Consider the following 12018-nt stretch of genomic DNA (forward strand, 5'->3'; position numbering starts at 1 on the left):
CCAGTTTGGCCATCGATGGCAGATGTCGAGCCGGGCCTACCGCTTGACCTCCGCCTGAAGACGGAGGTATGCGCTATCGGTCTGTATCACAGCGAACACGGTAGCCGAATCGAATCGCAACCGTACAGTTCATCAACCTAAACAGTTTGTCGGTCCCACTGCTCTCGCGTGCGACGGTCGCCCGCGTCTGCAGTCGCGGTTCGGAGACTGCCGGACGCGAGACCGACGAACGCCAGAGCCGACGCCGGCGTCGCGCAGGCGCGAGCGTGTCGGCAGTCGGAACGCTGTCTGACGTAAGAACTATACTGGCGGCGGCGGTGGGTAACGCCAATGGGACTTATGAGCAAAATCCTCGGCGGGGGCGATTCCCGGTCGGCCGAGGACTACGTCGAACTGGATCTCGACGACGTCTCGGCGAGTTCGGCCGAGGCGGCGATGCAGGTACATATCGCCGAGGTCGCCAGCCAGGCCGACGCCATCGACATCAAAGACGCCGTCTACGACGGCGACATCGTCATCGCGGATATCACGCGCCTGCGCACCAACGACAGCACCGTCGAACACATCGTCGACGAACTCCGACAGGTCGCCCACGAGGTTGACGGCGACATCGTCCGCAAGGGCGACGATCAGATGATCATCACGCCGACCGGTGTCCGAATCAGCCGCGAAAAGCTCGGCCAGCGGGCCTGAAGACCTCTTCTGGGCCGCGCAACCGGCGAATACGCGGCCGGTTCGGATTTCGCCGCCGCTGACGGACGGTAATCCGGTTTCAATCCGAGCGTTCGACCCGCCTTCCATTTGCCGACTCGAGCCACGGCTGTTCCGTTCTCGGCGGTCGCGATTGACCACCCGGTCTCCGTCGGTTTCCCCGTCGGAACTGCCGTCGGAGCGATCGCCGCGGCGCGAGCCCGAGAGGAACCGTGAGAAGAGACTGCGGTGTGTCCACTGTGGCGCGCGACGGGGTGTTTTCATCGGACGGGAATTCCGGTGTCGGGTTATTACCCGACGCGTGTAACGCCCTCTCATGACAGGATTTCGAGCGACGGTCGTGATTCAGGATCCTTCGGCCTGTCCGGTCGCCGACGTCTCGGCGACCGCGGACGCACCGATCACCGACGTGGCACGCTCGCGCGCGGCGACCGACGGCACGGTCGTCGAGGAGTTCGGCGTTGCGGCCGCCGCGGCGGGCGAGGCCGCCGGTGCCACCGCGGCGGAGTTGACGCCCGTCCAGGCGACCGACACCGAGACGGTCTACCGGTTCGAACGCGAGGCAAACGCCGAGTGCGCCTGCGAGGTCATCGAACGGACGGGGACGCCGGTTACCACGGTCCGCGCCGACGACGGCGCCCTCGAGTTGACCTTTCGCACCATCGAGCTATCGGCGATCGCCGACATCGTCGACGAGTTACGCGAGCGCTTCGGCGGCGTCGTCGTCGAGGAACTGACCCAGGATCACGAGTCGGCGACGACCGACCCGGTCCTCGTCGATCGTGGCCTGCTCACGACGCGCCAGCGCGAGATCCTCGAGACCGCCCACGAGATGGGCTACTTCGACTATCCGAAGGGCGCGAACGCGACCGACGTCGCCGAGGAAGTCGGGATCGCCAGATCGACGTTCACCGAACACCTGGCGGCCGCACAGACCAAACTGCTCGGCGAACTGCTCGAGGCGTAGCCGCCGATCGGACTGTCGGGCCGACGCCGGGTTGTGATCGTCGGGTGGATCGGACGCGAACCGACGGTTCTCGTCGAATGTGTCCGATCGAGTGCGTGCTACGAAAGCGAGCGGGGACCCCGCAAAACAACTGTTGGAAAACAGATCCGTGAATCGACGGGGAGATCGTATGGATTGCGTTCCAACAGCGACCAAACGACAATACTTTTCCATTGGCCCCGAAAATCCCACAGTATGGCAGACGACCTCAAGAAAGGGCTGGAGGGTGTCTTAGTCGCAGAGTCAGACCTCAGCACGATCGACGGTGACGAAGGCCGGTTGATCTACCGGGGCTATTCGATCGAAGATCTCGCTCGCGGCGCGAGCTACGAGGAGGTCGTCTATCTGCTCTGGCACGGCGAACTCCCGACCGAGGACGAACTCGAGGAGTTCACCGCGGCGATCAACGACGAGCGCGAGGTCAGCGACGACGTCCTCGAGACGATGGAACGACTCGCCGACGCCGGCGAGCAGCCGATGGCCGCGCTCCGGACCGCGGTCTCGATGTTCTCAGCGAGCGAACCCGAGACCGACGCCGAACCCGAGGATCTCGAGGCGTCGCTCCGGAAGGGCCGTCGCATCACGGCCAAGATTCCGACCGCGCTCGCGGCCTTCGAACGCTACCGACTCGACGAGGAGCCCCTCGACCCCCACCCCGATCTCGGACTGGCGGCGAACTTCCTCTACATGCTGACCGGCGAGGAGCCGAGCGACGTTCACGCCGAGACGTTCGATCAGGCGCTGATCCTCCACGCCGATCACGGCCTGAACGCCTCGACGTTTACGTCGATGGTGATCGGCTCGACGATGGCCGACATCTACAGCGCCGTCACCGGCGGCGTCGCGGCGCTCTCCGGTCCGCTTCACGGCGGCGCGAATCAGGACGTCATGGAGGTTCTCTTCGAAATTGACGAGAGCGACCTCGACCACCGCGAGTGGGTCGAACAAGCGAACGAAGCGGGACGGCGCATCCCCGGCTTCGGCCACCGCGTCTACAACGTCAAGGACCCGCGAGCGAAGATCCTCCAGGAGCGCAGCGAGGAACTCGCCGAAGAAGGCGACGAGAAGTGGTACGACTACACCACGACCATCGAGCAGTACCTCACCGAGGAGCAGGGGCTCACCGAGAAGGGCATCGCCCCGAACGTCGACTTCTACTCGGGGTCGGTCTACTACCAGCTCGGCATCCCGATCGATATGTACACGCCCATCTTCGCGATGAGCCGCGTCGGCGGCTGGGTCGGTCACGTCCTCGAGTACCAGGAGGACAACCGCCTCATTCGCCCGCTGTCGCGATACACGGGCCCCGAGGAACAGGCGTTCGCTCCGCTCGAGGAGCGGTAGGGACGGATCGTTTCGACGGTCGACCGTTTGGCCGCGTTCGACGATTTTTCGGTCGCCGTGACGGGTTTTATCCGCGATCTGGCTGTGACGAGGCCGATAGCCGAGGCTGTGGGACCACCGGAGCGAGCGAAGCGATTCACGCACCGAGCCGGGCGGTGACGTTCGAGCGCCCTCGCGGTCGTCAACGGACGGAGACGAGTGCGGTACAGGCAAGGAACTGGACGCCGTCGCTCCGACCGTGCAGCTATTCGTTTACGGGACGCTGACCGATCCGACGCGCGTCGAAGCGCTGCTCGAGGAGACGGACGCGACCGCCGCATTCGAGGGATCGGCGACGCTCGAAGGACTCGAGCGCGTCGAGGGCCGGTATCCCACGCTCGTTCCCGCTCCCGACGCTGATCCCGAGTCTTCCGTCGAGGGGCAGATACTCACGGTCGACGAAGCCGCACTCGAGCGTTTCGACCGGTACGAAGGTGTCGATCAGGGGTTGTACGTGCGCGTCGCGGTGCCGACGACCGACGAACGGAAACTCTGGACCTACGTCGGCGATCCGGATCGGCTCGGCGTCGACGCCTCCGACTGGGCGACCGACGACCACTTTCGCGACGCGATTCGACGGTACGTTGCACGGCACGTCACCGTGGGTGGAATTCACGAATGACAACCGTCTGCCGACCGTCTGACGATGCGGTCTTCGCCGCGCCCTCTGGCGGTTTCACTTTCGCCGCGGGGCCATGAGCTTTATATACTCTGCGTTCAGTTCTATACTCGCACGTCACACGCCGTGCATTCCCTGTATTCCCTGTCGTGTTGCCCCATTGGCAACACGCCGCTATCGGCGTGCCGTCAGGCCCATCCGTTCGGCCGACCGGACCCCGATAGTCTTTCAACGATACCCAACTAGCCAGGAGTATGCTCGAACTCTCCGATATCGTCGCGGCCCACGAGCGGGTCCGTGCGACGTCTCGACATACGCCGCTCGAGGCATCTCACACCTACTCGTCGATGACCGGCGCCGACGTGCGACTGAAACTGGAGAACTTCCAGCGGACCGGCGCGTTCAAGATCCGCGGCGCGACGAACCGGATCGCCACGCTCTCGGACGAACAGAAAGACGCCGGCGTCGTCACCGCGAGCGCCGGCAACCACGCCCAGGGCGTCGCGCTCGCGGCCACGCGATCCGGCGTCGACTCGAAAATCGTCATGCCGAAACACGCGCCGATCTCGAAGGTCAAGGCAACGCGAAACTACGGCGCGGAGGTCGTCCTCGAGGGTCGAGACTACGACGAAGCCGCCGAGCACGCCCACGAACTCGAACGCGATGAGGACCGAACGTACGTCCACGCCTTCGACGACGAGTACGTCATGGCCGGCCAGGGAACGATCGGCCTCGAGATCCTCGACGACTGTCCGGACGTCGAGACCGTCGTCGTCCCCATCGGCGGGGGCGGCCTCATCAGCGGCATCGCGACCGCAGTCAAAGAGCAAAAGCCCGACACCCGTGTGATCGGCGTCCAGGCCGAGGGCGCCTCGAGCGCCGCGGAATCGCTCTCGAAGGGCGAACGGATCTCGATCGACGAAGTCGACACCATCGCCGACGGCATCGCCACCCGAAGCATCGGCGAGGAGACGTTCCCCTACATTCAGGAGTACGTCGACGAGGTCGTCACCGTCTCGGATCGGGAGATCGCCGTCGCGCTGGTCTACCTTCTCGAGCGGTCGAAGACGCTCGTCGAGGGTGCGGGCGCGGTTCCGCTTGCAGCGGTTCTCTTCGAAGCGTTCGACTACGACGAAGACGAAGTCATCGTTCCGGCGCTCTGTGGCGGAAACATCGACCTCAACACGCTAAGCAACGTCATCATCCGCGGGCTCGTCGAGATCGGTCGATACCTGAAGATCCGAACCGTTCTGAAAGATCGTCCCGGCGCCTTAGAGGACCTGCTCGACGTCTTCACCGCCCACCAGGCGAACATCTACGCGATCCACCACGATCGCACCTCTCGCGAGGTCGAGATGAGCGACACGGAAGTCGAGATCGACATCGAGATGCGCGGACCCGACCACGTCGACGCGTTCCTCACCGATCTCCGGGAGGCCGGCTACGAAGTCGACGTACTCGCTTGAGAGTGCCGTCGTCGTTTGCTACCGGCGATCACCGCCACCGCAAATCGAGTCAGCGACGGGAACTTTCGGCACCGACTTTACCGGGTTTCTCGTAGGTTCGTCCGAGAACGATGTTCGATACGATCCTCCTTCCGACCGACGGCAGCGATTATGCCGAGGCCGCCGCGGAGACCGGTCTCGAACTCGCGGCGACTCACGACGCGACGGTCCACGTCGTCAGCGTCGCGGATTCGGGTCCGCTCGGCGACCTCCGCCTGCCCGGCGACGCGGCCAGCGCCAAAGAGGCGATTCGGGGCCGGGCCGAAGAGTACGTCGACGCGGTCCTCGAGCGGGCCGAAGCGGCCGACGTCGACGTAACCGGAACCGTTCTGCAGGGGCCGCCAGAACACGAACTCCTCGAGTACGCCCGGGACAACGACGTCGACCTGATCGTGATGGGGACTCGCGGTCGCGGCGGCGTCCACCGGATGGCGATGGGGAGCGTAACCGATCACGTGATTCGGTTCGGCGACATTCCCGTCTTCGTCGCAAACTCGGAATCGGCCGTCGAGCAGGAGTGAACCGCATCGGCCGCTGTCCGACGACCGTCACCGCACGATCGCGTTGATCGCCTCGGTTCGCCTCCCGATCGACCAGCCGAACAGCGCGAGGCCGACGTAGACCCCGATCCCCGGCAGGGCGTAGACGCCGAGGAGCAACTCCGGCGTGAACCCGAGCGCGTCGAGTCCCGCGGCCAGCAACACCGACACGAGAAAGAGCGCGAGGCCGATATCGCCGAGTCGCATACTCGGTAGCGTCGTCGGCTCCGCCGTGAGCCGCCCGACCGCGTAGAAGACGACCGTGTACGCGACCCAGCCGACGATCAGCGCCAGCCCGGTCATGAAGATGTCGTCAGGAAAGTACTCCGGAACGAACGTCCCGTGGATCACCACGGTAACGAGCGCCGCGCTGGCGAGCAATACGAACAACAGCGGTCGTCTGCGTTCACTCATTAGCGATACTGAGTGTCTCGTCGTCCATTACGGTACTGTTCTCGTCGGCGCTTCTATAGTAGTCAGTGAAACGATTACACACCGATCGCGACGCCGCCCTGCGATCGGGTGTGCAGTGACGTTCACTGACTACTCTCGGTGTTGGATGACGCTCACTCGAGGACGCGTCCGCGATCGTCGATTTCGCCGGCGACGATCCGCGTCGAGGAGATCCGTTCGCCGTCGTCGGCCAGCACGTACGGCGCAACGATCCCCGAAATCGGCTCGAGGCCGCGCTCTCGCCGTCGGTCGTTGACGTCCTCGAGTTCGGGTGCGGTCTCGGGGGAGACGACCAGCGCGTCGATCTCGGGGTCGTCCTCGGCGATGCCGTACTCGTTCTCGAGGCGGCGAAATTCGACGTCGCGATCCCATCGGTCGAGCGCTGCGAGCGCGTCCGCGACGGCGTCGCGGCGCTCGTCGAACGAGGGAATCTCTCGGGGTGTCGATCGCGTCTCCACGGCGAACTCGTCGGTCGTGAGCGCGACGACGAGGCCGTCCTCGCCGAACCGGAGCGCGTGTTCGAACAGCGTCCGATGGCCGTCGTGAATCGGGCCGAACGTGCCCGCGACTGCGACCTGCATACGCCCAGTACCAACGGTGGCGCCCATAGACCTATCACGTTCTCTCGACTGCTGAAAGCGCCGGCGGCGCGGCGGCCGTCGACTCGAGCGAGCGAACGAGCGATTATTTACTTCGGGCGACCGACCTCTGCCATGAACCGCCTCGGGGTCAAGCCCCGAGGCTTCTTCCCGTGGTTTAATCAGATACTCCCACCTGACCATCGGCAGGATAGCCTCGAACGGTCGGGTGGGTCACGGTCGGGCTGTCCACAAGCCCCGATGCCTGCCGTCGTCGTCCGAAAATCGGAGATTTTCGTGACTGAGCGGAGCAAAGCTCCGCGAGGTCCGCGAAGCCGAAGGCTTCGCTTGATCACGAAAGACTTCGTCTGTACGACCCCGAGGCACTCGGCCTGCTTTTTTGTAGATACGTTGCTTACGATACTGTCATCGTCTCCGGCGGCGGCCGACCTCGCGATCGTGTTCGTCGTCGGACTCGTCACCGCGCTGGCCACGGGATTGGGCGTCGCCCCCTTTTTCGTCGTCCGCGAGATCGCCGGCCGGTGGCTCGTCGTGTTATGGGGGGTCGCACTCGGAATCCTCCTCTCGGCGTCGGTGTTCGCACTGGTCGGAGAAGCCCTCGCGGAGGGGTCCGCGGTGCACGCTGTGGCCGGCGCGATCCTCGGAACCGGGTTCGTCGCGCTGTGCGATCGAGCCGTCTCGAACTACGATTTCGCGCCGCACGAACGCTCCGCGTCAGCCGTCGATCCGCGGACGATGGTGCTGACCGTCGGCGTGATGACCATTCACAGCATTCCGGAGGGGATCGCCGTCGGCGTCTCGTTCGTCGATCTCGGCGCCGAACCGGGACTGACGATCGCCGGCGTCGAACTACCCGCGCTGGCCGTCTTCGTCGGGGTGACGATCTCGATTCTCAACGTTCCCGAAGGGCTCGCTATCGCCATTCCGTTGATCGCCGCCGGGATGAATCGCTGGACGGTCGTCGGCTGGGCCGTACTCTCCGGACTTCCGCAACCGATCGGCGCGGTCGTCGCCTACGCGTTCGTCAGCACGCTCGAGGGCGCGCTCGCGGTGAGCTTCGGATTCGCGGCCGGTGCCTTGTGCTATCTCGCCGTCGCCGAATTTCTCCCCGCGGGACTCGACGCCGGTCGATCGGTGCCGGGACGCGGTCGCCTCGAACTCACCGTCGGCGCCGTCGCGGGGTTCGTCGCGACGCTCGCGGTCGTCGTCGTAATCGAAGGAATCGGCACCGTCTGAGCAAGAACGGTCGTCGCGATCGTCAGCGCTCGAGTACCGCGTCGGCCGTTACTACCGTCGCGAACTCGCCCTCGAGGTGGGCCAGCGCGGTCCGGTGGATCGTCTCGGCGTCGAACCGTTCGCCGTCGAACTCGCGGTCGAACGTCGCGGTCGCGTCGGCGACGACGATCGGCTCGAAGCCCAGATTTTCGGCCATTCGGGTGCTCGTCGAGACGCAGTGATCGGTCGTCAGCCCGACGAAGACGACCGTCTCGAGGCCGCGCTCGCGCAGCCAGTCCTCGAGATCCGTGCCGATGAAGGCGCTGTTGACGGACTTTACCATCGTCGGTTCGCCGTCTCCGGGCGCCGTCTCGGGCTTGTAGGCAAAGCCCGGCCCGTCGCCCCGGAGCGGCGAGTCGGGCTCCCTCGAGTCGTGGCGGACGTGGACGAGCGGCCGGCCGGTCTCGCGCCAGCGCTCGAGGAGGCGCGCCGCGTTCGCCTCGGCCTCGGGGTTGTTTCGCTCGCCCCAGCCGTCGTCGTCGAAGCCGGTCTGGAGGTCGATCAGGACGAGCGCGGCCGACTCGAGGCGGTCGCCGTCGAGCGCGCCGGCGTCGCTCCCGTCGGCGGTCATGGCAACCGCGCCGCCGGCTTCGGATGCGTTCGCGTGACCGTGATCGGGCACTCGTCGGGCGCCTGTGATTCGTCCGCAGAGAACAGGTACTGGGGCCACTCGCGGTCGGTCTCGACGCCCCAGTCGCCGAGGTCGGCGTGGGGACAGACGCCGTCGTACTCCTCGAGGCGATCCTGAATTACTTCGCGGGCGTGCTGGCCGGCGTCCGTGTCGGCCGTAACGTTGAGATTCTCGAACAGCGCCCGCGGCTGGAACGTGATCTCGAGCCCGATCGGGCAGTACCGGCTCTTTCGCTCCTCGTAGAACGGCGCCCGGCAGGTCGGAAACATGGGTTCGCCGCCGAGACAGAACTCCCAGTACGGGTCGTCGGGGTCGGTCGGAATGTCTTCCGGCCACGGCTCGGGATCGTGCAGGTGTAGCGTCTGAAGGATGTGCCACAGCGTCTCGTGGTAGTCACGTTCGGCGTAGGGCTCTTCGGGCGGCTTGAAGAACGTGACGAGCGACGCGCGCTCGGAGTGGTCCTGATAGATCTCGAGGTACTCGAGGATCCGGTCGCGAAGCGTCAACAGGTCGTCTGCCTCGCTCATCGACGGGACGGCCGTATACAGCGGCTCGCCCTGATGGACCGACTCGGCGCCGAAGAAACAGGGAAACGGCGTCCCGTTTCGCTCACCGAGCAGCCCCTCGCGGAACGTCCGCCAGTGGTCGGCCACCCACCCGGGCGTCTCGCCGGCCCGGACGCGGCGCTCGAGCGTTTCCTGGTCCATCAGCGACTGGATACCGGGCTCGTTCATTGTCGGCGGTTAGGATTTCGAACGTTTGTGCGTTTGGGTTCGATTCTCGAACCCCGTCGCGTCGCCGGCCGCGCTACTCGCTGTTGCTCGATACTCTCCGTCGTCGCTTACGCCCGTTCGACGGTCGCGCCCTCGCTTATGCTTCCGCCCTCGAGGATCCGCGCCCTGAGTCCGCCGCGGTGGACCAGCGCTTCCTGAACGCCGTCGATCTCGATGTGGCGCTCGAGGGACGAACACGGCTCACAGCGTTCGGTCCCTTCGCAGACCGCATCGCCGACGCGAAACCGTTCCCCGACGAGGTGGTTCAACGCGACGCCCTCGGTCGTCACGTTCCGGCGGTGGACGCCCGATTCGAGGGCGATGTCGTACTCGCGTTCGGCGCCGACGAGGGCCTCGCGCTCGATCAGCGTGAGGTCGCTTCCCTCGCGGTCGCTAAACGTGCCGTCGGCGTCGTAATAGCGGTCGCCCTCGAGGCCGCGACCGGCGACGGCCTCGGCCCGCTCGACGCGCTCCATCGGTTCCTCCTGTTCGGGTGCCACGTGGATCGCTCGGACTCGTCCCATACCGTGCGGTTCGACGGCGACTCGCGTAGCGTTGTCGCAATCGGCGTCCGCGACGTCGACTGCCGATCGCTCCGCTCGAGCCGGGACGAATTCGATTTCGCCGGACGCTGCGCCGACGCCGATGGACGCGTTCATGACAATTTTTATACGCGCCGAGTAAAGTCCGGATGGTATGACTGACACAGGAGTTCGCCGGCGTGATCTTCTCCTCACTGTTTCGGCCGGTTGCGGGGCGCTCGCGGGCTGTTCGAACATCCGCGTCGCCGGCTCCGGCTACGGGACGGCCTACGCGTACAGCTACGGGACCGACTGATCATGGCCGACCGAACGCCGCGACTCGACCTGGGAACGTTCGAACCGGGCGACGAGTGGGATCACACGGACACGGTCGAGGCCGTCGACGAGCACGCGATCGTCCGCGGTCCGATCGCCGATCGGCCGGCGTCCGGCGAGTACGACGACGAACTCTACCACGCGACCGATCAGGGGATCACCTGGCGCTGGGACGACGCGAGCGGCGACTGGGTTCACTTCGGCGGCACCGGCAGCGCCGACCAGCCGGTGCCGGGGACGAGCCACTTCGCGGAGGCGCGCGTCGAAACCGCGACCGTCGAGTCCGCGGCCGTCGAAGCCATCGCCCTTGAGGACGCCGACGTCGAGTGCGCGACGATCGCACACTCGCGAAGCGAGAAAACGCCCGTCTGGAACGTCGAAGCCCACGGAATCGACGGCGACGGCGAGACCGAGGTCGGCCAGGCCGTTCACGCGCTCCTCGAGGACGTCCACGAGGCCGGCGGCGGAATCGTCTACTTCCCACCCGGCCGCTATCTCCTCGAGCGGACGCCGCTGATCGGCGACGACACGATCCTGCAGGGTGCCGGCCGCGCGACCGTCTTCGAGGGGCCGCGCCCCGACGACGAGGTGGGACGGGCCCTGCTGTCCAATCGCGGCTACGACGAGTCGGGGTACGACGGGGCCTCCAACTGGGCCGTCCGCGACGTTCGCATCGACGCCCCCAAGGCCAACGGCATCCTGCCCGCCCACGCCGAACGCGTCCGACTCAAGAACATCTACGGCGATCGCATCTACTTCCATCACGTCGACGTCGTCTCCTCGAAGAACGTCGTCGTCGACGGCTACTGGGCGACCCGCGGCGGCGAGGGCGGGTCCGACGCGCCGATGCAGTTCGACAACCAGACGGCGGGGACGGCGTCGAACACGATCTGGACCGGCAAGACGGAGGTCCGCGTCGAGGACGACGACACGCCGACGCGCAACTGCACGCTGGCGAACTTCGAGATCGATCCGGAGAACGAACCCGACTACGGGGTCCACCTCCACCGCGACGGCTCCGAATCGATCACGATTCGGGACGGCTACGTTACCGGCTGCGGGCACTCGGCGATCCGAGCCGACACGGGCGACCTCGTCTCGGGTCTGACGATCGAGTCCGTGTCCTGTCTCGAGAACGCCCGCGGAATCTCGCTGGGCCAGGTCGGCAGCGGCCGTCGAGAACTGACGATCAGCGACGTGACGATCCGAACCGACGACGACGGGCTGGCCGCCGGCTCCGGCCTGTACGCGGCGGGATTCGACGGCGCCTCGATCTCGAACGTCACCGTCGACGGCGCGTTCACGAACGGCGTTCTCTTCGACGACATGACCGACCTGAAACTGAGTACCGTCACGGCGACGGGCGCGAGCTACCAGGCGTTTCGGTTCCGCGAAAACGTCGATGCGACGCTCACGACCGCTCGAGCGGCCAACTGCGGCGACGCGGGCGTCTACATCGGTCCCGGCAGTCGGGTCGCCTACGGCGGCATCACGTTCGACGGCGTCGGCAGCGAGGTCGATATCGACACCGGCGGCGAGACTCGAGCGTGGATCACGTCTTGATCGCCTTCGACGGCGATTCGGCCGAGTTCGAGGCGTGTCACCGTCTCTGTTGGCGTCTCGAGATTTCGATTCGTCGTTGCGACCGCCTCGAGGCGCCGACCGGG

14 protein-coding genes and 1 pseudogene are annotated in these 12018 nt (G+C 65.9%); 9 read left to right on the forward strand and 6 right to left on the reverse strand.

Annotated features, from left to right (window positions below):
* Window positions 1–330 precede the first annotated feature (330 nt).
* The 6 genes from C493_RS15105 (at window position 331) to C493_RS15130 (ending at window position 5745) form a co-directional block, all read left to right on the forward strand.
* Window positions 331–693 carry a cell division protein SepF gene (locus tag C493_RS15105; RefSeq protein WP_007260333.1) on the forward strand — a complete coding sequence of 121 codons (363 nt, stop codon included), beginning with the start codon at window positions 331–333 and terminating at the stop codon, window positions 691–693.
* A gap of 334 nt (window positions 694–1027) precedes the next feature.
* On the forward strand, window positions 1028–1678 hold the full coding sequence (locus C493_RS15110; protein WP_007260334.1) for a helix-turn-helix domain-containing protein: 651 nt from the start codon (window positions 1028–1030) through the stop codon (window positions 1676–1678).
* A 234-nt stretch (window positions 1679–1912) separates the two neighbouring features.
* The gene (gene citZ / locus C493_RS15115; protein ID WP_007260335.1) at window positions 1913–3061 is read left to right on the forward strand and encodes a citrate synthase; all 1149 of its coding nucleotides are present in this window, start codon (window positions 1913–1915) and stop codon (window positions 3059–3061) included.
* A 238-nt stretch (window positions 3062–3299) separates the two neighbouring features.
* On the forward strand, window positions 3300–3722 hold the full coding sequence (locus C493_RS15120) for a gamma-glutamylcyclotransferase family protein (RefSeq protein ID WP_007260336.1): 423 nt from the start codon (window positions 3300–3302) through the stop codon (window positions 3720–3722).
* 251 nt (window positions 3723–3973) lie between these two features.
* The gene (gene ilvA, locus C493_RS15125) at window positions 3974–5185 is read left to right on the forward strand and encodes a threonine ammonia-lyase (protein ID WP_007260337.1); all 1212 of its coding nucleotides are present in this window, start codon (window positions 3974–3976) and stop codon (window positions 5183–5185) included.
* 110 nt (window positions 5186–5295) lie between these two features.
* Window positions 5296–5745 (forward strand): universal stress protein, encoded by a 450-nt coding sequence (locus C493_RS15130; protein ID WP_007260338.1) that lies wholly within the window; start codon window positions 5296–5298, stop codon window positions 5743–5745.
* 27 nt (window positions 5746–5772) lie between these two features.
* Here the strand turns inward: C493_RS15130 and C493_RS15135 are convergent, their stop codons facing one another.
* The 3 genes and pseudogenes from C493_RS15135 to C493_RS24300 form a co-directional block, all read right to left on the reverse strand.
* Window positions 5773–6177 (reverse strand): hypothetical protein, encoded by a 405-nt coding sequence (locus tag C493_RS15135; protein ID WP_007260339.1) that lies wholly within the window; start codon window positions 6175–6177, stop codon window positions 5773–5775.
* A gap of 152 nt (window positions 6178–6329) precedes the next feature.
* Window positions 6330–6797 (reverse strand): phosphopantetheine adenylyltransferase, encoded by a 468-nt coding sequence (locus C493_RS15140; RefSeq protein WP_007260340.1) that lies wholly within the window; start codon window positions 6795–6797, stop codon window positions 6330–6332.
* A 175-nt stretch (window positions 6798–6972) separates the two neighbouring features.
* A pseudogene (locus C493_RS24300) lies at window positions 6973–7068 on the reverse strand (radical SAM protein); the annotation flags it as partial.
* A 137-nt stretch (window positions 7069–7205) separates the two neighbouring features.
* Here C493_RS24300 and C493_RS15145 point away from each other — a divergent pair.
* Complete coding sequence (locus tag C493_RS15145) at window positions 7206–8051, forward strand: ZIP family metal transporter (protein ID WP_007260341.1); 846 nt, start codon at window positions 7206–7208, stop codon at window positions 8049–8051.
* A 22-nt stretch (window positions 8052–8073) separates the two neighbouring features.
* Here C493_RS15145 and C493_RS15150 read toward each other — a convergent pair whose 3' ends face one another.
* The 3 genes from C493_RS15150 to C493_RS15160 form a co-directional block, all read right to left on the reverse strand.
* Window positions 8074–8661 carry a cysteine hydrolase family protein gene (locus tag C493_RS15150; RefSeq protein WP_007260342.1) on the reverse strand — a complete coding sequence of 196 codons (588 nt, stop codon included), beginning with the start codon at window positions 8659–8661 and terminating at the stop codon, window positions 8074–8076.
* Window positions 8658–9455, reverse strand: a complete 798-nt coding sequence (locus C493_RS15155; protein WP_007260343.1) for a YqcI/YcgG family protein — start codon at window positions 9453–9455, stop codon at window positions 8658–8660. The genes C493_RS15150 and C493_RS15155 overlap by 4 nt, the downstream gene beginning before the upstream one ends.
* Before the next feature lie 107 nt (window positions 9456–9562).
* Window positions 9563–10018 carry an MOSC domain-containing protein gene (locus C493_RS15160; protein WP_152421175.1) on the reverse strand — a complete coding sequence of 152 codons (456 nt, stop codon included), beginning with the start codon at window positions 10016–10018 and terminating at the stop codon, window positions 9563–9565.
* 172 nt (window positions 10019–10190) lie between these two features.
* Here C493_RS15160 and C493_RS23115 point away from each other — a divergent pair, with 172 nt between their 5' ends.
* On the forward strand, window positions 10191–10331 hold the full coding sequence (locus C493_RS23115) for a hypothetical protein (RefSeq protein ID WP_161606908.1): 141 nt from the start codon (window positions 10191–10193) through the stop codon (window positions 10329–10331).
* A gap of 2 nt (window positions 10332–10333) precedes the next feature.
* Window positions 10334–11914, forward strand: a complete 1581-nt coding sequence (locus C493_RS15165; protein ID WP_007260345.1) for a right-handed parallel beta-helix repeat-containing protein — start codon at window positions 10334–10336, stop codon at window positions 11912–11914.
* The last annotated feature ends 104 nt before the right edge of the window (window positions 11915–12018 follow it).

The organism is Natronolimnohabitans innermongolicus JCM 12255 (assembly GCF_000337215.1).
Lineage (GTDB): Archaea > Halobacteriota > Halobacteria > Halobacteriales > Natrialbaceae > Natronolimnohabitans > Natronolimnohabitans innermongolicus.

Bases quoted from the DNA above. Each gene is read 5' to 3' on its own strand.
- C493_RS15105 (WP_007260333.1), top strand. From the start codon at position 331: ATGGGACTTATGAGCAAAATCCTCGGCGGGGGCGATTCCCGGTCGGCC.
- C493_RS15110 (WP_007260334.1), top strand. From the start codon at position 1,028: ATGACAGGATTTCGAGCGACGGTCGTGATTCAGGATCCTTCGGCCTGT.
- citZ (WP_007260335.1), top strand. From the start codon at position 1,913: ATGGCAGACGACCTCAAGAAAGGGCTGGAGGGTGTCTTAGTCGCAGAG.
- ilvA (WP_007260337.1), top strand. From the start codon at position 3,974: ATGCTCGAACTCTCCGATATCGTCGCGGCCCACGAGCGGGTCCGTGCG.
- C493_RS15130 (WP_007260338.1), top strand. From the start codon at position 5,296: ATGTTCGATACGATCCTCCTTCCGACCGACGGCAGCGATTATGCCGAG.
- C493_RS15135 (WP_007260339.1), bottom strand. From the start codon at position 6,177: ATGAGTGAACGCAGACGACCGCTGTTGTTCGTATTGCTCGCCAGCGCG.
- C493_RS15140 (WP_007260340.1), bottom strand. From the start codon at position 6,797: ATGCAGGTCGCAGTCGCGGGCACGTTCGGCCCGATTCACGACGGCCAT.
- C493_RS15150 (WP_007260342.1), bottom strand. From the start codon at position 8,661: ATGACCGCCGACGGGAGCGACGCCGGCGCGCTCGACGGCGACCGCCTC.
- C493_RS15155 (WP_007260343.1), bottom strand. From the start codon at position 9,455: ATGAACGAGCCCGGTATCCAGTCGCTGATGGACCAGGAAACGCTCGAG.
- C493_RS15160 (WP_152421175.1), bottom strand. From the start codon at position 10,018: ATGGGACGAGTCCGAGCGATCCACGTGGCACCCGAACAGGAGGAACCG.
- C493_RS23115 (WP_161606908.1), top strand. From the start codon at position 10,191: ATGACTGACACAGGAGTTCGCCGGCGTGATCTTCTCCTCACTGTTTCG.
- C493_RS15165 (WP_007260345.1), top strand. From the start codon at position 10,334: ATGGCCGACCGAACGCCGCGACTCGACCTGGGAACGTTCGAACCGGGC.